Here is a 23,843-nt window from a genome sequence, read left to right as displayed (position 1 = left end):
GCTCTTATATTGAGTTTGCCGAAAGGAGCTAAAAAACATATCAAAAAAAAGGGATAAAAAAAGCGTCCTCTGACGCTTTTTTTATCAATGCTTTAGGTTTAACGGCGCTGCTCAACGATAATAGAATCAATACCGTTATTTTGCAGGCGCTGCTGAGCAGTGGCAACCGCTTGACGATTATTCATCGGGCGTGAAATCACCTGATAAATAGGCAGGCCATTACCGGTAGTGTTTTTCACTACACGAGCATCGACACCAGCCATCAAGACTTGCGCTCGCCGCCGGTCTGCTTCATCGGCATCACCAAAGCTGTTGATTTGCAAAATATAAGTCGCCGCAGGCTTCGCTGGCTGAATGCTAGCATTGCTAGCGTTCGCTGTATTAGCTCTGTTTGCAGCCGCGCCTGTATTATTGGCAGCTGGTGTACCATCATAAGTTGCATCTTCTTCGACGATGACAATATCGTCGTCATTACTGCTGTTTGCTGCATTATTCGCGTTGTTGCTACGACTAGGCTCAATCGTAGTGCTCTCAGAGATACCAAAATTACCCGCATCATTATTACTTGGCGCGGTGTTTTCTGGCTGATTAACGACTACATCTGGCTCAAAATCAGTGATTTGACCGGATTGGCTACTACTACTGCCTTCACCAAAGTCTTCATCAGGGATGGTCGCCATCTCTTGATTTGGCAAAATATCATAGAACTCATAATCACCATTGTCGGTATCGGTATTGACTCGTTGCTGAACTTGTCTATCAGCATCTGTGCTCTCACCGCTGCCCGCAGGACTGAAGTTAAACAAGGGTGAAAGGTATAAAAACACCCCAATCATGAGCGTCAATACTGCCCCAACAAACATCCATAATAAGCCTGACACACTACTGGTTTTGCGTTTTTCAGTGGCACCTTTTGGTTTTTTGGCTAACATGGATCTCGTTCTCCCTACTGAATTATCTGTCGTTGTCGAGTTATCGTTATCGAATTGTCTTTATCGAATCAGCACTGTCGATTAGATTAGAATTGAAGAATTATCATCAAATAATGGCTACAGCCGTCTTCCTTTATACTACATGCTAGACGGTGCAGACAAGCCTAATAAGCTCAATCCATTGGCCAATACTTGACGCACGGCTTTAGATAAGCGTAAACGCGCTTGCATCAAATCCATCTCAACTTGGCTTGGTGTTTCACCTGAAGTTAGGCTGACCGGCAAGATGCGATTGCCATCATACCAACCATGAAATAACGCCGCCAACTCTTTTAGATAGTTGGTTAAGATATGCGGTTCATAGCCTGTCGCTGAGCGTAGCAAGGTTGACGGATAAGCGGCAAGTAACTTAATCAATTCTTCTTCACTTGGTGCGACTAGTAACGCTTGCTTTTCAGCGCCAGTAATATCGTCTACTTGCAGACCACTGGTTTCTAGTTTTTCTAACACACGGCAAACCCGGGCATGCGCATACTGAATGTAGTAAACCAAGTTGTCTTTACTTTGCGATTTGGCCAGCTCCAAGTCAAAATCGACGTGCACTTCAGGCTTACGAGCGACGTAATAAAAACGCGCAGCATCGTTACCGACTTCATGGCGCAGCTCACGTAAGGTGACAAATTTGCCCGAGCGCGATGACATTTGCACTTTTTCACTACCGCGCCATAAGGCAACAAACTGTACCAATACCACATCAAGGCGGTCGGCATCGATACCAAGCGCCGTCAATGCCGCTTTTACGCGCGGCACATAACCATGATGGTCAGCGCCCCAAACATTAATGACTTTATCAAAACCGCGATCGAACTTGTTTTTATGATAAGCAATATCAGAGGCAAAATAGGTGCTTTGACCATTGGCACGGCGCACAACGCGATCTTTTTCATCGCCAAAATCAGTCGATTTAAACCAGATATTGCCGTCTTTTTCGTATAAATAGCCTTTTTCATCAAGGATTTGTAAAACAGGCTCAATCTCGCTATCGATGGATCTTTCGCTAAACCAGCACTCATAACGGACACCAAAGTCATTTAAGTCGTCTTTGATATCAGCCAAAATACTGCTCAATGCTGCATTTAAAAACAGCTCATAACCGGCGCCAAGCAAGGCTTTGCTATTGGCAATCAAACCATCGATATGGGCTTCTTTATCGCCTGATAGCAGTACTTTTTCGCCATCATTATTTATTTCAAACTGCGCATCTGCTGCTACGTCCTTTGCAATGTCAGCAAAACTATGAACGTAGCTGTCGCCATGCTGGGTTTTTAGCGTTTGCGCGATATCACTGACATAATCGCCTTGATAGCCATTGACTGGGAAGGTGACTGCCTCGCCGTTGGCCTCTAGATAACGCAAATAAGTACTGGTCGCTAAAATATCCATTTGGCGACCGGCGTCATTGACATAGTACTCACGCGTGACGTCATAACCAATGGCTTCAAGCAAATTTGCCACACTCATGCCAAAAGCCGCGCCGCGACCATGACCGACGTGTAAGCTAGACGTAGGGTTGGCCGAGACAAATTCAACTTGGATTTTTTGACCTTGAAATTTCTTGCTTAAACCAAAGCGTTCTTGCAACTTAAAGATATCGTCTAACACCGCAAATTTGGCTTCGGTATTTAAAAAGACGTTGATAAAACCGGGGCCTGCGATTTCTACTTGACGAATATTTTGATTTTCAGGCAAGGCGTTGACGATTTTTTCAGCAAGCTGGCGCGGATTGGCTTTCGCAGCTTTGGCAGCCGTTAGGGCGATATTGCTCGCAAAGTCACCATGACTGGTATCTTTAGTACGCGTAATTTGGCTGTTGTTTTGCCAATCAGCCGGTAGTTCGCCGTTCGTTTTTAGGACTTCAATGGCACTGTCAAACAGTGAGGCGAGCGTATCGATTTGGGCTTGTGACATAGGACTATAAACTCAGATAAATGAACAAAAAATTGGGGTAATATAAGATAAGGCAGAAAAAATAAGTAACCTATAAATATAACAACCTTTAGGCGCTATTGCACTATTTGAACCAAAAATAGCGTTAAAATTGCCACTTTTATGCTGGATAGGCATAGCTTAGGAGATGATGGCTATTATAGGCTGCAAATACAGGGTTGTTTAGGCTGATTGTAGCGTTACTGTTGCCTGACGTTAGCGAAATATTTATAGCGGCTCTATTCCGCGTTATAATGAAAAACAGTTACCGCCTGCTTTTTCTATACATTATCGTCTCATTTATAAAAAATCATAAAAAAAGCCTCAGAGCGTGCGCCACTTTACACTTTCATCTATAGGATAAAACCATGTTTGCTATTGCCGCCAGTACCGTCACCAGTTGGGGTATGTATATTTTATTGCCCATTTTTATTGCCTTTTTATTCTTTATCATTTGGGACTTATCAAAACAATCTGAAGCGGGTCGCGCGGGTACTTTTTGGATGTTTTTAGCTCTTGGTGCAGGCTTTATTGGTTTTATCCTCAAAGTTTTAATAGAAATGGCATTTAAACGCTGGTTTATTTAATCGGTATTTGCCATAGCTATTTCTCAAAACACTGCTGATTTTTTTAAACATCGCATTTAAAAGTAATGACAGCCTTGTGCGAGATTCATAGCTCTAATCTTCTGTTTACAGTCTAATCCCTTCTTTGCAATAGTTATTTTTTTGCAATAAGGGTCGCACGTTTCGGTGCTGGATAGCCTTCGATGGTTTTGCTGGCATCATTAGGGTCTAAAAAATCTGCCAACGAATGATAAGTCATCCATTCAGTTTTGCGCTGCTCAGCGGTAGAAGTAACAGCGACATCGACGCAGCGTACTTCGGTAAATCCTGCTTTTTCTAGCCAACCAATGAGTGCATCGACCGATGGCAGAAAATAGACATTATTCATCTGGGCATAGCGGTCGTGCGGTACAAGGACGGTATTGGCATCGCCATCGATAACCAAGGTTTCAAGCACCAGCTCCCCACCTTTAACCAACTGACCTTTTAGCTGTTGCAAATGCTCAAAGGGCGATTGACGATGATAGAGCACGCCCATACTAAATACCGTATCAAACAGCTGACTGTGCTCCGGCAGGGCTTCAAGCGGTACCGGAATATAATGGGTACGATAACGACCTGAAGGATGAGCATCTGCCGCGCCGACAAAATGGCGAATCGCCATAAACTGATGATAAAATAGGCATGACGGATCAATAATAATGACCGTCTCCGCTCCTGCGCCTGCCATCCGCCAACCGTGATAACCCGAGCCACCGCCCACATCCAATACGCGCCGACCTTTTAAATTGCCTAAATGCGGCAACACTCGTTGCCATTTCCAATCGCTATGCCATTCAGTATCGATTTTTATAGCGGACTCGTCACTACCAATCCGACCACCAATCTGACCACCAATCTGAAAAGGCCCTTTCCGCCACGGCATTAGCTGCTTTAACAGTGCCATTGTTTGTTTACGCTCAGAGTCGCTAAGATTAGCGGCAACCGTCAAGACATCGTTGTCTAAGTCGACATCATTGACTGTTATTTCTGGCAATCGTGCTACCGATGCTTGATAAGCGGGTGCGTGAGCGTAATTGGCTTTATTTTTGATATCACCTAGCCATGTCGGTAACCGCGTTAGCCATTCATAAGCGCTCGGCTGCTGCTGCGCCAGTGCTAGCAAGGTCAAATATAATTCGCGTTCAGCGTGGAGGATAGTGTCATTAAGCATAAAGGGCGGCTACCGTATTGATAAAGCACTGGTAAAAACTTCGATTTGGCGAAAAATTTGCGCTGATTAAGTGTTATTTAAACGCCACAATAGAGACAAAGTTTAAAAACTGAAACCAGGTCAGATGACGCTTAAAACCCACTTGCGCTAGACGCGCATGATGCTCATCCAAGGTATCAGTAATCAAAACGTTTTCTAACGCATTACGTTTGCCGCTGATTTCCATCTCGGTATAGCCATTGGCGCGTTTAAAGTCGTAATAACGCTCAACCAACCACGCATCGTACTGCTCATCAAAAGCATGGGTTTTTTCGGTTAATACCAAAATCCCACCTTCACTTAATGCTGCATAAATTTTCTCTAATACCGCCACTCTATCGGCAGCGGGCAAAAACTGCAGCGTCAAATTAAGAATGACCATATCGCATGGCTCAAACTCAACATCACGAATATCAGCGGTGATCACTTCAATATTATGCGCTGGATAATTTTCCGTTAATAAAGCACTCGCTTCTGTGGTCATCGCTGGTGAGATATCAATCGCTTTAATCTGTAAATCTTGCGGCTCAAACTCGCCTGCCAACGCCATACTTGCCGCACCCAATGAGCAGCCCAAATCATAGACACGGCTGACGCGTTGCCCATTATTGTCCTGTTGGCGGTATTTGCAATGGCGACGGGCAAATATCGGCAACATCGCTAGCACCTGACCATAACCGGGTACACTACGGCGAATCATATCGGGAAAACAAGCCACCACTTGCTCATCAAAAGAAAAACGCGCCGCTTTATCGAGTGGCGTGGTAAATAAGGTGTCATGTTTAATGATGTCGTTTTTAACGGTATCGTTTTTAACGGTGTTATTAACAACAGTAGTTGGCTTGGTTTCGCTCATGGGGTGGCTCGTTTTTTGATGGTGGTTCGTTTTTTGATAATGTAACTTTGACTTTTGATAACGGAACTATAATGAAAGAGTATGGCATTAATAGTTTTTAAGACATTTTTAGATAGCAAAAGCCCATTATAACATTACTGTTTGTTACTTATCGCGGGCAACTGCCCTGCTAAGCTAAATGTATATTGCTAAATAGCGAATTTTTTAATCAAATACCTTTAAGATAAGGGCTATTTATTAAACACACTATTTAGCGCATATTTTATCGTTAGAATAATAGGAACAATTATGCAAACCATTATATTAGGCGGCGGCTGTTTTTGGTGCACCGAATCGGTATTTTTATCGGTAAAAGGCGTCCAATCTGTCGTTTCAGGTTATATGGGCGGTGATGCCGTTTCTGCCAATTACGAAGCGGTCTGCGGCGGTGATACAGGCCACATTGAAGTAATTAAAGTTGCATTTGATGAGTCTATTGTACCCTTAGAAGTGGTACTCGATGTGTTTTTTGCTACTCACGATCCCACCACCATGGACCGCCAAGGCAACGATGTCGGCAGCCAATATCGCAGCGTGGTTTTCTATACCGATGAAGCGCAAAAACCAACGGTCGACCGTACCATTAATAAACTACGTGACATGGGTCTCAATGTGGTCACAGAGGTTCATCCTGCTGTTGAATTTTATAAAGCCGAAGAAACCCATCAAGACTTTTTTAACCGCAATCCGGGGCAAGCTTACTGCAACTTTGCCATACCGCCAAAACTTGCTAAGCTGCGCAAAGAATTTAGCCAGTATATGGTGAGCTAAACGATTACCGTAATTTTTAGACGCTATAAAAGCCAAGGGTTGATACGCTTGGCTTTTTTATTGCGTTTGGCGGTATGATAATGTTAAACCTTTAAAGCATTGATAGGCTAGGAATAATGGTATGAATTCTAAATTTTGGCAACAACGCTGGCAGGAAGGACGTATTGGCTTTCATCAATCTGACGTCAACCCTGAGCTAATCAAACACTTTTCTACATTGGCGTTGCCCATCGGTAGCCGAGTGCTGGTACCTTTATGCGGTAAATCGGTTGATATGGTGTGGCTGGCTCACGCAGGCTATGACGTCGTTGGCATTGAGCTGGTCGAATCAGCCGTACAAGCGTTCTTTATTGAGCAAAATATAACCCCTACCATTACTGAGTTTACGAGCGCTGCTGATGGCTCAACTTTAAAGCGCTATCAAGGTCAGCTGGCTGGTCAAACCATTAGCTTATGGGTAGCAGATATTTTTGCACTGAGTCCTACAGCTATTGGCGACATTGATGCCGTTTATGATAGAGCAGCATTAATAGCCTTGCCAGCAGACATGCGCCCTGATTATAGTAAGCAAATATATAAGCTTAGCAATAATGCGCCACAGCTATTAATTACCCTGAACTATGATCAAAGTAAAAAAGACGGCCCACCTTTTTCGATTAGTCAGGAACAATTACAGCAGTATTATAATGCTAATTATGAAATTATTGAGCTTGAAAGCCAGTCATCAACCCTTAATTCTGCAGCCGAACTATCGGTAACTGAGCATGTTTGGCTATTGAATAAAAACCAAGATTAATTAGCACAGCAAGTAAGGATAAAATAAGCAGCGACCAAATAATAACGGAGAGAGCCGATGAAAGTCTTAGTGAGCCTTGTCAGTTTAAGCGCTTTTTTACTGGTGGCTTTACCCGGTCCACTTTATAAGTATGGTGTCGTCGACTTAGGTACCGCATTTACGGGTTTTAAGTTTGGGGTGTTTGCGGGTATCGCCACCCTTATCTTGCTGGTGTTGCAAATCCTATTTAAACGCAAAACAGTGACGCTTGGCAGTACGATAATGGCGCTGCTACTGTCTACTATTGCTATTGCAATACCGCTTAGCATGCTGAATAAGGGCAAAAGTGTGCCGCCCATTCATGATATTTCGACCGATTTGGTAAACCCGCCTGAATTTGTAGCCATTGCCCCACTACGTGCTGATGCACCAAACCCAGTTGAGTATGCAGGTGTAGAAGTAGCAACCCAACAGCGCGCCGCCTACCCTGAACTACAAAAATTAAATTATCCCCAATCAAAACCTGAGCTAGTCGAGGCAACCAAACAAGTCATCGATCATTTAGGTTGGCAGCTGGTAAATATTGATGCTAACCAAGGAATTATCGAAGCGACAGATAGGACGATGTGGTTTGGTTTTAAAGATGATGTCATCGTACGTATCACTGATAACGGTAGCGAGCGCCTGGTCGATATCCGCAGTAAATCACGGGTTGGAGGTAGCGATTTGGGTAAAAATGCCGAGCGTATTCATGGCTTTATTGAGGAGTTGGACGGGATTTTGGCAAAGTAGGGTTTAATAAATGGCTGTCAAAACCGCTTACCCGCACTAAAATCAGAGACTTCTCTAAAATGGTGCAATGCCATATTTACCTTAAACCCTCTTCTAACCTCACGCTCACGTCAATTTATAGTAACTGAGTGCTTCGACACCTTTTCTTTACTATTGAGATTGGTTACTCTAAGTCAATACTAGCTTTATTAGCCTTGCTCCATTTCTAAATGATAATTTTGACGTTTATAGGATATTCTCATGCGTTTGACTCCATTCTCCACTTTATCGCTGCTTAGCATCGCGGTTGGCCTCAGTCTTGCCAGCACGGCCCAAGCCGCCAGACCACCAGCGCCAGACTTATCTAATAGCGAGTTTCAACAGTGCTTAGATGGTCTAAAGAACTCTAGCAAATTCCGCGGCGTCGATAGCTTTACCTTTAATAACTATCGCCCAAGCCAACCTGACCCTAGCGTTATTCAGTCGTTAAACTATCAACCCGAATTTCAAAAGGACGTCTGGGATTATCTGTCGTCACTTGTCGATACGGAACGAGTGGAAGATGGTATCCGCGCCAAGCGTCAATGGGCAGACACACTACGCCGCATCGAATCGCGCTATGGTGTCAAAGCCGAGCACGTATTAGGGGTTTGGGGTGTGGAGTCCAACTTTGGTCAGACATTGGGGAAAAAGCCTTTGTTTGAATCTTTAGCGACGCTGTCTTGTTTTGATCGTCGTCAGAGCTATTTCCAAGGCGAATACGCCAATGCGCTAAAAATTGTGCAAAACGGCGATATCGCACCCAGCGATATGACCGGTTCTTGGGCTGGTGCGTTTGGACAGACACAGTTTATGCCAAGTACCTTTTTAGAATTGGCCGTCGATTTCGATGGTGATGGTCGTCGCGACTTGGTTAATAGTGTCCCTGACGCGCTCGCCTCTACTGCCAATTTCCTCGATAAACGTGGCTACCGTTCAGGCGAGCCATGGGGTTATGAAGTCAAACTGCCAAGCGGATTTTGGGGTGCATCGAACCGTAAAGACAAAAAATCTATCAGCCATTGGCGTAATCAAGGACTGACATTGGCGAACGGTAGTCCACTGCCGTCTGATTTGAATAGTGCCGGTCTATTATTACCTGCAGGTCCTGACGGTCCCGCTTTCTTAGTCGGTAAAAACTTCGATACCTTTTATTCTTATAATGCCTCAGAAAGCTATGCACTGGCGATTGCCCATTTATCGGATTTAATTACACGCGAAGATAGCAGTAAAACCGACTTTATCACCGCTTGGCCAACTGATGACCCTGGTATTGGTCGCCAAGAATCCAGAGCAATTCAGCAAGCATTATTAAATGCCGGCTACGACATTGGAGAAGTCGACGGTATCATCGGTGATAATACGCGCACTGCGATTCAAGAGTATCAATCGAGCCATGGTATCTTCCCAGCAGATGGACGCGCAGGACAGAAGTTTTATCGCACAATCATTGGTAATACCGCTGCTACTGGCAGCTCTCAGTATGGCAACCAATATGGACAGCCAGCAAACAGTCGTCCTTTAAATCCTGCGCCTGCCGACCGTATGGGACAATTGATTCAGCAGCAAACTAGCCCTAAATCCACTTCTAATACTTACTCCGTACAACCATCAACATCAAGCAATACGCGCTATCGCCGTGTGACCAGTCCTGATGGCACAGTGAAACTCGTGCGTGTGGATGAAGGTTCCTAGTTAGATATTAAAATGAACGGTTAAAGCTATGATATTTAATTACTAGCGTTAGCCATCTAACAAAAAAGCCACGCAAATTAGCGTGGCTTTTTTTTATAAAATACATTTAAGGCTTTAAGAATAAATGGTTGTTATTAAATAATCTCTACAAATAACTGCTACTAAACAATCGGTGGCGGGGTTGGTTTACCGTTGTCGCCATCCCAGTTTTCACGTGCTTTCTCATCTAAATCAGCAGGCGTTTTTGGCTCCCATCTACCATTTTCTTTCCACGTAGCATCGCCCCAATCGGCATCTTCTTCTTTTCTATCCAAATCTTTATAGGCTTGAGTCGGATCAATACCGCGACGCTTCATATCGGCTACTTGCTCTTCCAAGGTATGAAACTGGTTTGCTTCGTGCATTTTCTCTTCCAAGCTGGTTAATTCAGTGTTTAATGTATCTTTTTTAGAGTTGCTCATTATTTATTCTCCCTAGTTGTTCAATATTGTTATGTGCTTATCAGCTTCATTATTACGGGTATTGCCTAGCTTCACAACCATTGAGACGTATGCTTTGTATTACAAAACGTAGCCATGGGCATCTTAAAATTTATTTAGAGCGCAAAATGTAACAGCTAAATCGTTAGAGGCAGCCATCAATCAGGCTTTTATAGATAAACCTAGCTGATTATAAATTGAATAAGATATTTATTAATAATAAGAGTGATACGTGGCGTTAATTCAGAGGCAGCGACGGCTGATTGTCTATTTTTGGCTTTTTATCGGCCAATAGACTTTTTGCATGGTAGGTGAGTTTCCATAGCTCTTGGGTGACCCGCGTGCCATAAGTGGTTAATTGTATCCAGTTCGCCGCTACCAATTGACGCTGCAATTGATTTAAATCATCTTGAGAAATCTGACAGCGCGCCACAGCATGAACGTTTGGCATGTCCTTTTTGATATCTGCCTCAGCTCTCGTAGCGATTAAGCGATTGATAGCGCTCTGCAAACCATAGCTTGAAAAGGTCGCCGGTATTTTCATCAAGGTGACTAGCACCTCTTGCCACGACAAAATCATGGGTCTGGTCACATCGGTTAAATTACCACCCTCATAGGCTTGCGCTTTATATTGAACCTCAAAAGTTTCGGTCAGTATGATGGGTTTACTGACACTATCAGCGGTAAGATGATTAATAATAACTGGATGTTCTTGAGCTTGTTTAGACCCTCTATTGGTCGAAAAGCTAGCAGACATCTCTTCAGTAAGTGCCGATTTATTCGCTTTCATCAGCTCGTCACTGACTCTTACCCAGCCATCTTCTACCCCATGATTGGCGACCATTTTATAGTAGGCTTGAATAAGCAACTGCTCGATATCGTTTTCGGTCTCATAATAATAAATTTTATCGGCTTTTTTGGTCACCATATTGGTGAATTCTTGCAGCTGCCGACTGATATTGACCTCATTATGGTGGCTCTTGACCAATATTAGCAAGGGTTTGAGCTTGGCTTTGGCATTGAGGTAGCTCAAATGCATTTGACTAACACCGGTATTTTGCGCCGTACCATAGCTATCACCGATAATCATCAGCGCATAATCACAGGCATCGATACACTGGCGCCCATATAACGACGCTTTCGGTAATTTGCTAGAAACGTCATAAGTTAAAAATGCGCGGGCTTGAAAAAACATCGCCACACTGTCTAAAACCAACAGCTGGTCGTTGTCAGCGCATATGACGTGAATATGATAGCGACGGTTTGGCACAATCACCTCTAAGCTTAGGTAGTGATATAAATAATAGTCATATCAATTGCTAAATAAATTGCTAACGAAATCAGGAGCATCTCAAATATTCTGTTTAGCAAATACTAGCCTAGCACAATATTACTGAGATGCGTTTAGTTTATTACTAATTCCATTAATATATTGCGGGATTATAACAGCTAGCTGATTATTGAGCAGATAAAAAATGCTTCTTAGGATAAAACAAAGCCGCTTAAGGTGAAAGGTAATAGTGTATATCAGTCTGCGGACCTAACAAATGCTGTATCACCACACCTAACTTCTCATCATATTTGGTCGCATAAAAGGTCAATGGCGGCGATAGATTCACCCTTGTTGCCTTATCTTTTAACGCCTCATCAGCTGCAACCTCGGCGGGCAACGCCAACAACTGGTTTGTTAACAACAGTTGCTTGACGCGCTCAGCGATTGCTTGCCCTGAGTCGACAATTTGTATCGCTAATTGCTGCTCTGCAATCTCTTGGCGTAAAAACGCTTTAAAAAAGGGATAATGGGTACAGCCTAATACCAACTGGTCGATACCATCTTGGGTGAATAGATGCAATTGTTGGCGTAAATCCTGCGCGGTTTTACTGTCTTTTGGCATACCTGACTCGACCCACGGAACCAATTTTGGGTCAAAATACTTGGTTACTTTGGTGGCATGGGGGCTGGCAACGTTAGTGATGACATCGTTAAGTAACGTCCCATTTAAAGTCGCTTTCGTTGCTAATACCGCGACATGACCGGTTTTACTGGCTAAGACCGCAGGTTTTAAAGCAGGTACCAAACCGACAATAGGCAGCTGCGGATAACAGCGTCTGGCGGTCTCTAATGCATAAGCTGAGGCGCTATTACAGGCGATAACGATAAGCTTGCAGCCTTGTTGGTATAGCCATTCTACCGCTGTCAGCGTCAACGCCTTAATATCTTCACTATCGCGATTGCCATACGGCACATGCAAGGTGTCGGCATAATAAACATAACGTTCATGCGGTAATTGCTGAGCCAAGTGTAGATAAACCGACAACCCTCCAACGCCCGAATCAAACAAGCCTATTGGCGCGCTGCGATCATTTTTAACCGCATTATTTATCACGCTATTATTCGACATAACCTTTTTAATATTCGTATTATGATTGGTAAATATCAGTGAGGCTGTATCAAGGCTCTCATAGCTTGTATTGTTTGGAGCTGCTTTTACGGCAATTTTCATTGCTATCTTACCGCCGTTTTTATATAGATGTTAAATATTATCGGATGCTAAATATGTTTTATGCTTAACTGAATGGCATTGATAATGCATAAGACTTACCGCCACTTTGCAGCGTTAGTATCGTCTCACCATCACGCTCTGTCAATTCCCCAATTTCCGTTAAATGATAAAAGGCGTTACGCCCAATCAGCGCGTGCAAGTTATTTCGTACCATCATATAAGGACGAACTTGGGTATCGCTTTCTGAGGGTTTATTTTCTTCGTTTTTATAATTATCATAAATACTGCTAGCATTAATATTACTGGTATCGTCTTCAGGTATATAAGCACGCAGACTAATAGTATGCTCATCATCTAAACGCACCACATCACCCGTGGTGGTGGTAAATTCCAGCCAGCGCTTATCGTCTTCATCAACGATACCGACATCGTTAATCAATAACGGTGCATCTTCTACTTGAATACGCAGCTTTTGCACCGGTGTCTTCAAAAAGTACTCAACCTTGCCAGCATTTTCCTCTTTCCATAAGATAGTGGCAAATAAATTGACTAATGACTGCCGGGTCATGTGCACGCCTTCGTGCCACCACTCGCCATTGGCTTTGATAGTCAAATCCATATCCTCTACTTGTTCAGGATGCCATTTCTCAAGAGGCGGTATGGCGCGTCCTTCACGTATGCCGGCTGCCGACTTAAAATACTGGCTAAGCGCATCCATATTTTTAAGCTCGGACGCTATATCATGTGGGGCTTGAGCGTTATTTTCAGCAGCGATATCGACACTTTTATTGTTATCATTCATCATAAAATCCTTTATTTAGTAATCAAAGTTTGGCAAATCTGTTATTACTATAAATTTTAGTTTCGGGTATGATGAAAGCCTATCGTCATTGTACCCCTGCTCAGTCACTCTTACCTTAACATTGATACCCAGAAATGCGTATCGTGTTTGTAGGACTTTTCTTTTATAATGAGTAACGATTTTTTATTTCAAATGGTTCAGTGGGTGTTGTATTAATGACACATTTTACGTTGTAGGTTGATATTTTTTATATCGGATATTTTTAATCTTAACGTCGTCAATTGATGCCGCAAAGACAGTTTTTATCGGGCAGCCATATGTCTGAGTAACGTTAGCGCCGCAAGCCTTATTATTCAATTGTTAAGCTAATGATGCCCTGAGATAAGCCACTACAAGTTTAGGAGTAGGTATGCAAGACAATCAAACGCCAGTCGTTGATAGTGACATCGTAAGTAGCGATACCGTAAATACTGATACACCAGTAGCAGAAACGGCAACTGTAGAAGCTAAAGAAGTCGCCATGACTGAAGAAGCCGCTGAAGTTGAAGCGACAGAAGCTGCTGCTTCTGTGGTAGACGCTCCTGTGTTAAAAGAAACACCTGAGCCTGTCGTAGAACCGGTCGCCGCAGAGCCTGAAATCGAACGTGAGTCGATGGAATTTGACGTCATTGTCGTCGGTGGTGGTCCTGCAGGTTTGTCTGCCGCCATTCGTCTACGTCAGCTCGCTATCGAAGCTGGTAACGATGAGTTTATGGTTTGTGTGGTCGAAAAAGGCTCAGAATTTGGTGCGCATACCTTATCTGGCGCGGTCATCGAGCCACGTGCTTTAAACGAGCTGATACCAGACTGGAAAGAAAAAGGCGCACCATTAAACGTGCCAGCCACTGAAGATCGCTTCTACTACTTGAATTCAGCCACTCGTTCAACCAAGGTTCCCGACCCTCTTATTCCAGCCCCAATGCACAACAATGGCAACTATATTGTTTCATTAGGCAATGTGGTTCGTTGGTTGGCTGTACAGGCTGAAGAGCTTGAAGTCATGATGTTCCCAGGTTTCCCTGCTGCTGACATTCTATACAACGATGACGGTTCAGTACGTGGTATCTTGACTGGCGATATGGGTGTGGCTGCCAGTGGCGAAGCCAAGGCCAGCTTTGAGCCTGGTTACGAGCTGCTTGCCAAGTACACTATCTTCGCTGAAGGTAGCCGCGGTCATTTGGGCAAACGCTTAATCAGTCGTTTCGGTCTTGATAAAGACTCTGACCCTCAGCATTACGGTATTGGTCTAAAAGAGCTGTGGGAAGTTGCACCTGAAAAACACGAGCAAGGTGTGGTCATGCACGGTCTTGGTTGGCCATTGACCGAGACAGGTTCTACTGGTGGTTGGTGGTTATATTTCGATGAGAACAACCAAGTAAGCTTTGGTCTTGTCGCTGACTTGTCTTACCACAACCCATATATGTCGCCATTCGATGAGATGCAGCGCTTAAAAACCCACCCTGTCATCAAAAACGTATTAGAAGGCGGTAAGCGCATCTCTTACGGCGCACGTGCGTTGACCAAAGGCGGCTTAAACTCATTACCAAAATTCACCTTCCCAGGTGGCGTGTTGGTCGGTGATGATGCTGGATTCTTGAACCCTGCGAAGATTAAAGGCACGCATACTTCTATGAAGTCAGGCATGCTAGCTGCTGAGGCAATTTTCGAAGCATTACAAGCTGGTCGTGAGCATGACGAAGTAGTGGCTTATACCACTATGTATAAAGAGTCATGGCTGTACCAAGACAACTACGAGTCGCGTAACTTCTCGCCTGCGATACATCGCATGGGTCTGTTTATGGGCGGCGCGTTTACCTTTATCGAGCACAACTTGTTGAAAGGTAAAATGCCATTTACCCTACACGACAATCTTCCTGACTACGATCAGCTAGAACGTGCGGCTCATGCCTACCAGCCAACCTATCCTAAGCCAGATGGTAAATTGATATTTGATAAATTATCGTCAGTATTTGTCTCTAATACCAACCACGCTGAAGACCAACCAACGCATTTAAAACTGACTGATTCAACAGTGCCTATCTCTATTAACTTACCCCTATATGCTGAGCCTGCGCGTCTGTATTGTCCAGCGGGCGTTTATGAAGTGGTAAAAGATGCCGAAGGCGCTAAGTTTGTGATTAATGCGCAAAACTGCGTGCATTGTAAAACCTGTGACATTAAAGATCCGTCGCAGAACATTACTTGGGTGACGCCAGAAGGCGGCGGCGGTCCTAACTATCCAAACATGTAAACCATGTTTGAGATAACTGTTGTTGTAAATAATTAATTGTTCTGCAATAAAAAACCGCCCTTAATTATAAGGGCGGTTTTTTAATGTTTGTATCTTTAATGGCTCAATATCTTGATTTACGGATAAAGGCTAGTCCGTCCACGCATCACGATTGGCTTCATCTTTTAATTTCACAAAGTCATCGGGATTAAACTTGATTTGATCGCCCGTTTTACCTTCTTTGATTTGTCTTTCGTAATCACGCAATATGCGCAGCGCTACGGGTGACAAGATTAAAATCGCTATTAAGTTAACGAGTGCCATTAGACCCATCGATAAGTCAGCGAAGTTCCAAATAGCAGGTAAGCTCGCAATTGCGCCGACAAACACCATGCCCAAAACCATAAAGCGGAAAATCATGATCATGACCTTGGCATTTTTCTCGCCAGAGATAAATTCAAGATTAGACTCACCATAACTGTAGTTGGCGATGATAGAGGTAAATGAGAAGAAGAAAATAGCAATCGCGACGAAAATCACGCCCATATCACCCACATACTGCGACAATGCTAACTGGGTTAACTGAATACCCTCTTGCTCGACACTCGGGTCGACAACGCCAGAGAGGATAATAATAGCAGCGGTTGCGGTACAGATAACCAGCGTATCCATAAACACACCCAGCATTTGCATAAAACCTTGCACCGCTGGATGATCAGGATGGCTTTTTGCCGTTGCTGCCGCATTAGGCGCTGAGCCCATACCGGCTTCGTTAGAAAATAGACCGCGCTTGATACCATTAATCATTGCTTGCGCAATACCATAACCAATCACACCGCCCGCTGCCTGCTCAAAGCCAAAGGCCGATTTTACAATCAAGGCAATCGCCGCTGGGAATTCGCTAAAGTTGGTAACAATAATATAAAGCGCCAATAAGATATAAAGAATCGCCATAACCGGCACGATTTTACCCGCGATACGCGCAACCGAACGCAAACCACCAAATACCACTGGCGCAACCAGTAGCACCAATACCAAACCTGTCATCCATGTTGGCACACCAAAGGCTTCATTGGTCGCTTGCGCAATGGTATTTGACTGCACGCCGTTGAATGCCAAACCAAAAGCAACCAACAAACAAAGCGAGAAAAATATCGCAAGCCAGCGCTTACCCAAACCTTTTTCGATATAGTAAGCCGGTCCACCGCGGTAAACATTGTCATTATGCGGCACTTTATAGGCTTGCGCTAAGGTTGACTCGATAAAACTGGTCGACATCCCCACGATCGCCGTCATCCACATCCAAAATACGGCACCTGGTCCACCAAGATAGATAGCAATGGCTACTCCTGCCAAGTTACCCGTACCGACACGCGCTGCTAAGGATGTCATCAGCGCTTCAAATGAGCTGATACCACCATCTTTACGCCCTTGATTTGACACCCGTAATAATTGCCACATATGACCGAAGTGACGAAATTGAATAAAACGCGTAGCAACGGTAAAATAAAGACCGGCACCAATCAAGACAAACATCAACAAGCCATACCATGGATTGCTGGCGATTAACCAATCATTATTACCCCAAATAATACTAACACCGTAATTAACGATGCTATTAAACCAACCTGCTATGCCTTCATTCATACTATATTTCCCTGACTGACTTTCTATATTTTTAACATATGTTATTAATTAATGTGACTGTCTACCCTCTTATGACGCTTTGTTCTCTCCTGACCTCTCTAACAGTACTGGAAAGCTAAGCAATAAAGTGGCAATGAAATCACCCATATCATGTTGGCGTATTTTAACTGACTGGCGATTATTTAACTATTTCAATCCTTTATTTAGAACCTTTAATATCTATAAACTTTTGACGAGTAAAATACTTTAAATAAAAAATCTATTGTTATAAATAAATAATAATGAAAAACTTTTAAGACTGATTCATAGTGATGAAAGTATGACTATCTTTATATAACGCTTATTTATTGTAAAAAAACTTGGCAATATAACGTTTGCTTATGAGTTCTTGATTCTTATTTTTGAAATAAATGCTATTTTTAACTTATAGCTATTAATATAGCCATAAGAATAAATCCTTAACGTTAATAAGGTGTTAGTAGGCTATTCTATTAGAGACAGGAGATTTATTAACTTTTACTAACATAAGTTATACTATAGTTTCTATGGAACAAATATTTAGTTACATAAAGTAAATAAAATTTATTTATTGTTAATTAAGTCAATATTGTATATATTCCTAATAAGTTTATAAAAAATGCTTGCAATACTTACTGGAATGAATAATTTTGAAGTATTGAAGCCATATTATCGGGAAGATGATATGAATGATAAGACAGAGGATTGTCAGCCAATACCGACCTTCCTATTTAAATATCACTATTTATATCCGCTTAATTTAATAAAAACTTCTTCATCTCTGTTAATAGATAAAGAAAGAATGAATTCTTAACCGGTTTATATTGATTTTATCCTGCAAATTTTATGCTGTCGTCGTACCCAGCAACTTAACATCAGTGTATGTATCGCTAGCATTGAAAAAAATTTGCTCATATGTTGATAATTTTGGGTTACTTATCCTGATTGATCATTCTGCTTTAGCCGTTCGTCTACCGTTTTTATGGTTATAAGATGGACTGAGTGTCACACTGCTTTTTGTAGTAGCACAAACACTAAAGCAAAATGACTTGTCAGACTCAAATCAGTGACCTTGTTTTTATATTAGACAAAAGGAGTTGTCCTATGGAGAACCACAACGATTCATCAGGTTATTGGCGTGCCAATCTCCGTCTCATTAAAGTTAGCCTTGTCATTTGGGCCTTAGTCTCTTATGGTTTTGGCATCTTACTACGTCCATTATTGTCAGGTATTAGAGTAGGCGGTACCGATATAAGCTTTTGGTTTGCACAACAAGGGGCTCTTATCGTCTTTATCGCTCTAATCTTCTTCTATGCATGGCGCATGAATAAACTAGATAAACAATATGGTGTAGACGAGGAATAGCCCTATGAGTCAATTTACGATTAATATTATTTTTGTAGGTCTATCATTCGCTTTATACTTCGGTATTGCTTGGTGGGCACGTGCAGGTTCAACCAGTGAGTTTTATGTTGCTGGCGGCGGTGTACATCCTGTTATGAATGGTATGGCAACCGCCGCTGACTGGATGAGTGCGGCGTCATTTATCTCGATGGCAGGTATTATTGCAACCGGCGGCTATGCGGCATCAACGTATTTAATGGGCTGGACAGGTGGTTATGTTCTACTGGCCATGCTCCTAGCGCCTTACTTACGTAAATTTGGTAAGTTCACGGTTCCTGACTTTATTGGGGACCGTTTTTATTCTAAGACTGCGGCCATGATTGCCGTTGTTTGTTTGATTATTGCTTCAACCACTTATGTTATCGGTCAGATGACCGGTGCTGGTGTGGCATTCTCACGCTTCTTAGAAGTTGATAACACCACTGGTCTGATTATTGCGGCGGTTGTGGTTTTCTTCTACGCCGTACTTGGTGGTATGAAAGGGATTACCTACACACAGGTTGCGCAGTATGTGGTTCTAATGATTGCGTATACCATTCCTGCCGTCTTTATCTCACTTGAATTAACGGGTAACCCGATTCCAGGTCTTGGTTTATTCTCAAACCATGTTGAAGCAGGCATTCCTATTTTAACCAAGCTTGACCAAATCGTCGTCGACTTAGGCTTTACCGCTTATACCGCTGACGTGCCGAACAAGCTAAACATGGTGCTATTTACTTTATCACTGATGATTGGTACCGCCGGTTTACCGCACGTTATCATTCGCTTCTTCACGGTTCCTAAAGTTGCTGACGCCCGTTGGACAGCTGGTTGGACCTTGGTATTTATCTCACTACTCTATTTTACTGCTCCGGCAGTAGGTGCGATGGCACGTTTAAACCTAATCGATACTATTTATCCACAAGGTGTTGATGCCCCTGCGATCGAATATGATCAACGTCCAGATTGGATGAAAACATGGGAAGATACCGGTCTTATTAAATATAACGATCTAAATAACGATGGTCGTATTCAGTTATATAGCGATAGCGGACTTGGTGCAGCAGAGCTTGCATTGGCTGCAGCTACCGCTGACGGTGGTGATGTTGCTGCCGCTACTACAACGGTTGAAGAAGCAAAAGCTGAGCATGCTTTAGAGCGTGATGGTGTGTTTGTCGATAGAGGTTGGGCAGGTAACGAGCTTGACGTCAACGCTGATATCTTAGTATTGGCTAACCCAGAAATTGCACAGCTACCAGGTTGGGTTATCGGTCTTATCGCCGCCGGTGGTTTGGCAGCAGCGCTTTCAACGGCAGCTGGTCTACTACTTGCAATCTCATCTGCGATCAGTCATGACTTAATCAAGCGTAACCTGAATCCAAACATTACTGATGCAGGCGAGCTAAAAGTCGCGCGTATTACGATGGCTATCGCGATTGTGGTTGCGACATGGCTCGGTATTAATCCCCCAGGATTTGCCGCACAGGTCGTTGCATTAGCCTTTGGTATTGCGGGTGCATCACTATTCCCTGCATTGATGATGGGTATTTTCTCGAAGCGTATTAATAACTTGGGCGCCATCGCTGGTATGCTCACAGGTTTGATTAGTATCTTGGTTTATATCTTTGTCTTTAAAGGCTGGTTCTTTATCACTGGTACGGCAAACTTCCCTGATACCGAAGAGTATTGGTTATTTGGTATCTCGCCACTATCGTTTGGTGCGATTGGTGCATTACTTAACTTCATCGTTGCCTTCGCTGTTTCTTATGCGACTGCGCCACCACCAGCCCATATCCAAGAGTTGGTTGAAAGCGTCCGTTCGCCACGCGGCGCTGGCGGCGCAATCGATCACTAAGCTTCGATATAAGCTAAAAAATGATGTGCAAATGATAACTGTTTTTTTACGATAATATATCACTCACAGGCAGCAGCTGCTTGTGAGTGATTTTTTTATCCATCGCTCTTAAAAGTAAAAATAATGAGAAACATGATCATAAGTGACATAATGAATGCACTTAACATACTTGTAATCGTAGGTTTGTTTTTAATAATTGGTATTAAATGCGCTAATGGCGTTAAGGAAAAGTCTTATGCTTTTTGAGTTTATCGCGACCATAGCCGCTGGGTTTGGTTTGGCTGGGATAGCATTGGTTATCACTCACCTGAGTAAACTTGCCGGTAAAAAAGCACCAAGATGGCTTATTCCATTATTTGGTGCCATCGGTATTTTTGGCTTTCAAATAAGCCAAGAGTATAGCTGGTTTGGTCAGCAGGTCGCCCAGCTTCCAGAAGGCGTTCATGTGGTCAAAAAAGTTGAAGAAGGCACGTGGTTTCGTCCTTGGTCATATGTTAAACCACAAACATTACGCTTTATCGCCGCTGATAGCGGACACGCTCGTGCCAACGCCGATGCGCCAAATATTTACTTGGTCAATTTGTATTTGTTTGAAAGACGTAGAAGTGTGCAGCAAGTACCACAAGTGATTGACTGTGCCGCCCCTGCCCGTGCAGATTATGTGCTACAAGAAAAAGGCAGCAAGCTGAGTATCGATGAGCATGTAAAGCAAACCACCAAGTGGCGAGCTTTAGAAAAGAGCGACCCGCTATATATCAATGTTTGTATCAATAAGAAATAACCCACTTATTGGGTTTTACAAAATTATTTATAAATATCTCCGTACTTGATTGAACAGGCTGTCTTAACATATGTGCCTAAAATAAAATTAACGACGATTATTTACTCTGGTATAGGCGTGCTTAGAATTTGCACCCAACAACAAACCGGCGCATAGCCCACCAAAATGCGCCGCAAATGAGATACCTTGCTGCGGCATTAAACCTTGTTTAATAGTCAACCAATAGCCCGTCCCCATCACGATACAAGCCAATAAGTAGCCCCAGCGCCTCGCAAATACTGCGCCGCCTATCATATAACCAAGCATCGCAAAACACAGCCCCGACGCGCCAATATGGATAGACAAAGGCGAGCCAAGCACCCAAGTCACCAATCCCGACGCCACGATTAATTTGAGTATCGTACGATAAGCATTATTTTCAAACAGCCCAAACAAAAACAGAATTTGTAATAGCGTTAACGTATTGCCCAATAAATGGGAAAAATTGCCGTGCATTGTCCATGATGCAAACACCCCAATCATACTGCCAACGTCTAATGCTCGTGGCACAATACCAAAAATATTCCATAGACCAAAAAACACCGCTTCATTCAGCACATACATGCCCCACATGGGTATGAGCACAAATGCATATAAGCCGATGACTTGCTTAATCCGCTCCATCACCAAGGTTAATAATTGCTGCCAATTCATATTAGGTATTACCTTTTTAAGCCTCTTAATTTTATATAAGCGCTACATTTTATAAAAACACTATCAACGACTGACAGAAACAAGTGGGTTTTCTACAGGTTTAAATGACAATAACGACGCGTCTTTATCAGCCGTCAGAATACTATTGGCATGAAGTAACGAGGTCGAATGATAAGGTACCAAAGCGGTCGGCACAAAACTACGAGCAGCATCGATATGCTTGACCGAATCATCGAAGAAAATATGCGGCGCAAAGGTTTTTAGCACCGATGTTTTCTCAAGTCCACCTAAAAAAAACGCCATATCGAGATCGACCCCCCAATCACGTAGCGTTTTAATCGCCCGTAAGTCCGCAGGGGCATTACGGGCAGTGACTAATGCTATCTTCATGGGAGAAGTATGCAAGCTTGCAGGCAATCGCTCTTGCATTTTTGACAGCTTAATCAACAGTTCTGCATAAGGTCCTTTTTCTATCGGCAAATCCCGCATTTCGGCTTCACGCTCATGAAAAGCCCGCAACCCTTTTTGTTTATAAAGCAGCTCACCTGAATCATCAAACAATACCGCATCACCATCAAATGCGATACGCAGCTGCCCAGTATCGAGCTCATAGGTATTTACTGGTGTGGCATCTAATATCGCGCAGGCACAAATATTGGCATCGGCAACTTGCTGAGCGTCATCACGATTGGTGGTCAAAAACAAATCCACATTAAAATCTTTAATATAAGGCGCTATAGGGCTTCCGGATATAAATGCCGAGCGAGAAATGGTTAAACCATGTTCACGAATTGCATTAAGCACCTGAATACCTGTATCAGGGCTACTTTTTGAGACGATAACCACTTCTACCAATGGCGTCTCGACACCTGCGTCCTGCGCCTCGCAATCATGGCAATAATTATTCAAATTTAACAATGCTTTAATAAGCGGATAGCCGGCTCCAATGCTGAGCGAATCATTCTCGCGCTCAGCCATATAGTCGCGGAACTCTTTAATCGCCTCGCTAGGTCGCTGCTGCAATAGTGCTATCAGATGATTTTCAGACTCTGATAAATCAAATAAAGCGGTTGCTGATATCGCAACGATCAAGGTATTGGTAAAATCAACTGCCATAGCTTTCTCTATTTATAAAAACTTTGTTAAAAAAATCATGTTAAAAATATCAAACGACCAGTTTACTACATCTACCTCAATCTATAATGTTAAGAAATTTCTATGAGTAAATCTTTGTTTTATGACGGGTTAAAAGACATAAAAAAAGCCTGCATACACAGGCTTTTTATTTTTTAATAAATCAGGTTTATAAGTAATTTGGCACTGTTAATAATGATTAACTAAGGTCAGTATCTTCATTAATGACAAAGCTCACAATCATAATGACATGATACTTATTAATCTTACCATCGGTAATACCAACTTTCTGCTCTTTTACCCAAGCACCTTGAACATTGTTAACGGTTTTGGCGATACGCGCCACGCCTTTTTGAATAGCGTCTTCAAAACTTGTTTCTGAGGTGCTGCTTACTTCAATATTCTTTGCAATAGTCATAATCATCTCATCCTTGTGATTATTAATTTTTATGATATTAAGTTCATTTATAAAAGCCCATGTTTCTCTAGCAATCCTGCATCGATAACATGAACTGTAATAATCATAGCTTTAATAAGTCATCTCAACAATACCTAGCTGTTAAGTTATGTATTAAGGATATATAAAATAGTTTTTT

21 protein-coding genes are annotated in these 23,843 nt (G+C 42.9%); 9 read left to right on the top strand and 12 right to left on the bottom strand.

Annotated elements, in window-relative coordinates; translation table 11 throughout:
- Positions 1 to 98 precede the first annotated feature (98 nt).
- Both PG901_RS02585 and argS read right to left on the bottom strand, forming a co-directional pair.
- On the bottom strand, positions 99 to 932 hold the full coding sequence (locus PG901_RS02585; RefSeq protein WP_271133404.1) for an SPOR domain-containing protein: 834 nt from the start codon (positions 930 to 932) through the stop codon (positions 99 to 101).
- 138 nt (positions 933 to 1,070) lie between these two features.
- A complete protein-coding gene (gene argS / locus PG901_RS02580) occupies positions 1,071 to 2,900 on the bottom strand; it encodes an arginine--tRNA ligase (protein ID WP_271133403.1) in 1,830 nt (609 codons plus the stop codon).
- A 386-nt stretch (positions 2,901 to 3,286) separates the two neighbouring features.
- Here argS and PG901_RS02575 point away from each other — a divergent pair, with 386 nt between their 5' ends.
- Entirely contained in the window at positions 3,287 to 3,505 is a 219-nt protein-coding gene (locus tag PG901_RS02575) for a DUF2788 domain-containing protein (RefSeq protein WP_201565181.1), read from the top strand.
- A 133-nt stretch (positions 3,506 to 3,638) separates the two neighbouring features.
- Here PG901_RS02575 and cmoB read toward each other — a convergent pair whose 3' ends face one another.
- Both cmoB and cmoA read right to left on the bottom strand, forming a co-directional pair.
- Positions 3,639 to 4,697 (bottom strand): tRNA 5-methoxyuridine(34)/uridine 5-oxyacetic acid(34) synthase CmoB, encoded by a 1,059-nt coding sequence (gene cmoB, locus PG901_RS02570; protein WP_271133402.1) that lies wholly within the window; start codon positions 4,695 to 4,697, stop codon positions 3,639 to 3,641.
- A gap of 73 nt (positions 4,698 to 4,770) precedes the next feature.
- The gene (cmoA, locus tag PG901_RS02565) at positions 4,771 to 5,592 is read right to left on the bottom strand and encodes a carboxy-S-adenosyl-L-methionine synthase CmoA (RefSeq protein ID WP_442966840.1); all 822 of its coding nucleotides are present in this window, start codon (positions 5,590 to 5,592) and stop codon (positions 4,771 to 4,773) included.
- A 288-nt stretch (positions 5,593 to 5,880) separates the two neighbouring features.
- On the opposite strand from cmoA, the gene msrA reads away from it, so the two are divergent.
- The 4 genes from msrA to PG901_RS02545 all read left to right on the top strand — a co-directional run bounded on the left by msrA (position 5,881) and on the right by PG901_RS02545 (position 9,682).
- The gene (msrA, locus tag PG901_RS02560; protein WP_271133401.1) at positions 5,881 to 6,402 is read left to right on the top strand and encodes a peptide-methionine (S)-S-oxide reductase MsrA; all 522 of its coding nucleotides are present in this window, start codon (positions 5,881 to 5,883) and stop codon (positions 6,400 to 6,402) included.
- A gap of 121 nt (positions 6,403 to 6,523) precedes the next feature.
- Complete coding sequence (gene tmpT, locus PG901_RS02555; RefSeq protein WP_271133400.1) at positions 6,524 to 7,198, top strand: thiopurine S-methyltransferase; 675 nt, start codon at positions 6,524 to 6,526, stop codon at positions 7,196 to 7,198.
- Between the two features lie 57 nt (positions 7,199 to 7,255).
- Positions 7,256 to 7,969: a DUF1499 domain-containing protein gene (locus PG901_RS02550; protein ID WP_271133399.1), complete on the top strand. Its 714-nt coding sequence runs from the start codon at positions 7,256 to 7,258 to the stop codon at positions 7,967 to 7,969.
- Between the two features lie 240 nt (positions 7,970 to 8,209).
- On the top strand, positions 8,210 to 9,682 hold the full coding sequence (locus tag PG901_RS02545) for a lytic murein transglycosylase (protein ID WP_271133398.1): 1,473 nt from the start codon (positions 8,210 to 8,212) through the stop codon (positions 9,680 to 9,682).
- A gap of 161 nt (positions 9,683 to 9,843) precedes the next feature.
- Here the strand turns inward: PG901_RS02545 and PG901_RS02540 are convergent, their stop codons facing one another.
- The 4 genes from PG901_RS02540 to PG901_RS02525 all read right to left on the bottom strand — a co-directional run bounded on the left by PG901_RS02540 (position 9,844) and on the right by PG901_RS02525 (position 13,467).
- Positions 9,844 to 10,143: a hypothetical protein gene (locus PG901_RS02540; protein ID WP_271133397.1), complete on the bottom strand. Its 300-nt coding sequence runs from the start codon at positions 10,141 to 10,143 to the stop codon at positions 9,844 to 9,846.
- Between the two features lie 256 nt (positions 10,144 to 10,399).
- The gene (locus PG901_RS02535) at positions 10,400 to 11,431 is read right to left on the bottom strand and encodes a DUF4062 domain-containing protein (protein WP_271133396.1); all 1,032 of its coding nucleotides are present in this window, start codon (positions 11,429 to 11,431) and stop codon (positions 10,400 to 10,402) included.
- 232 nt (positions 11,432 to 11,663) lie between these two features.
- The gene (murI, locus tag PG901_RS02530; RefSeq protein WP_271133437.1) at positions 11,664 to 12,563 is read right to left on the bottom strand and encodes a glutamate racemase; all 900 of its coding nucleotides are present in this window, start codon (positions 12,561 to 12,563) and stop codon (positions 11,664 to 11,666) included.
- Between the two features lie 166 nt (positions 12,564 to 12,729).
- On the bottom strand, positions 12,730 to 13,467 hold the full coding sequence (locus PG901_RS02525; RefSeq protein ID WP_271133395.1) for a DUF1285 domain-containing protein: 738 nt from the start codon (positions 13,465 to 13,467) through the stop codon (positions 12,730 to 12,732).
- A 652-nt stretch (positions 13,468 to 14,119) separates the two neighbouring features.
- On the opposite strand from PG901_RS02525, the gene PG901_RS02520 reads away from it, so the two are divergent.
- A complete protein-coding gene (locus PG901_RS02520) occupies positions 14,120 to 15,757 on the top strand; it encodes an electron transfer flavoprotein-ubiquinone oxidoreductase (RefSeq protein WP_201565185.1) in 1,638 nt (545 codons plus the stop codon).
- A gap of 129 nt (positions 15,758 to 15,886) precedes the next feature.
- On the opposite strand, the gene PG901_RS02515 is transcribed toward PG901_RS02520, so the two are convergent.
- The gene (locus tag PG901_RS02515) at positions 15,887 to 17,383 is read right to left on the bottom strand and encodes an alanine/glycine:cation symporter family protein (RefSeq protein ID WP_271133394.1); all 1,497 of its coding nucleotides are present in this window, start codon (positions 17,381 to 17,383) and stop codon (positions 15,887 to 15,889) included.
- 1,122 nt (positions 17,384 to 18,505) lie between these two features.
- Between PG901_RS02515 and PG901_RS02510 the strand changes: the two genes are divergently transcribed.
- From PG901_RS02510 to PG901_RS02500, 3 genes are all read left to right on the top strand, one after another.
- Positions 18,506 to 18,766: a DUF4212 domain-containing protein gene (locus tag PG901_RS02510; protein ID WP_201565170.1), complete on the top strand. Its 261-nt coding sequence runs from the start codon at positions 18,506 to 18,508 to the stop codon at positions 18,764 to 18,766.
- A gap of 4 nt (positions 18,767 to 18,770) precedes the next feature.
- On the top strand, positions 18,771 to 20,639 hold the full coding sequence (locus tag PG901_RS02505; RefSeq protein WP_201620087.1) for a sodium:solute symporter family protein: 1,869 nt from the start codon (positions 18,771 to 18,773) through the stop codon (positions 20,637 to 20,639).
- Between the two features lie 235 nt (positions 20,640 to 20,874).
- Entirely contained in the window at positions 20,875 to 21,420 is a 546-nt protein-coding gene (locus PG901_RS02500; protein ID WP_201625361.1) for a hypothetical protein, read from the top strand.
- Between the two features lie 87 nt (positions 21,421 to 21,507).
- Here PG901_RS02500 and PG901_RS02495 read toward each other — a convergent pair whose 3' ends face one another.
- The 3 genes from PG901_RS02495 to PG901_RS02485 all read right to left on the bottom strand — a co-directional run bounded on the left by PG901_RS02495 (position 21,508) and on the right by PG901_RS02485 (position 23,665).
- Complete coding sequence (locus PG901_RS02495) at positions 21,508 to 22,113, bottom strand: rhomboid family intramembrane serine protease (RefSeq protein ID WP_271133393.1); 606 nt, start codon at positions 22,111 to 22,113, stop codon at positions 21,508 to 21,510.
- A 63-nt stretch (positions 22,114 to 22,176) separates the two neighbouring features.
- On the bottom strand, positions 22,177 to 23,229 hold the full coding sequence (locus PG901_RS02490) for a 5'-nucleotidase (RefSeq protein ID WP_271133392.1): 1,053 nt from the start codon (positions 23,227 to 23,229) through the stop codon (positions 22,177 to 22,179).
- 217 nt (positions 23,230 to 23,446) lie between these two features.
- Positions 23,447 to 23,665, bottom strand: coding sequence for a dodecin family protein (locus PG901_RS02485; RefSeq protein ID WP_105246437.1), 219 nt, complete (start codon positions 23,663 to 23,665; stop codon positions 23,447 to 23,449).
- Positions 23,666 to 23,843: the final 178 nt, after the last annotated feature.

The organism is Psychrobacter sp. ANT_H3 (assembly GCF_027919975.1).
GTDB lineage: Bacteria > Pseudomonadota > Gammaproteobacteria > Pseudomonadales > Moraxellaceae > Psychrobacter > Psychrobacter maritimus.
The sequence above is the reverse complement of the archived record's forward strand: the minus strand, read 5'-3'. Positions and strand labels throughout refer to the sequence as shown.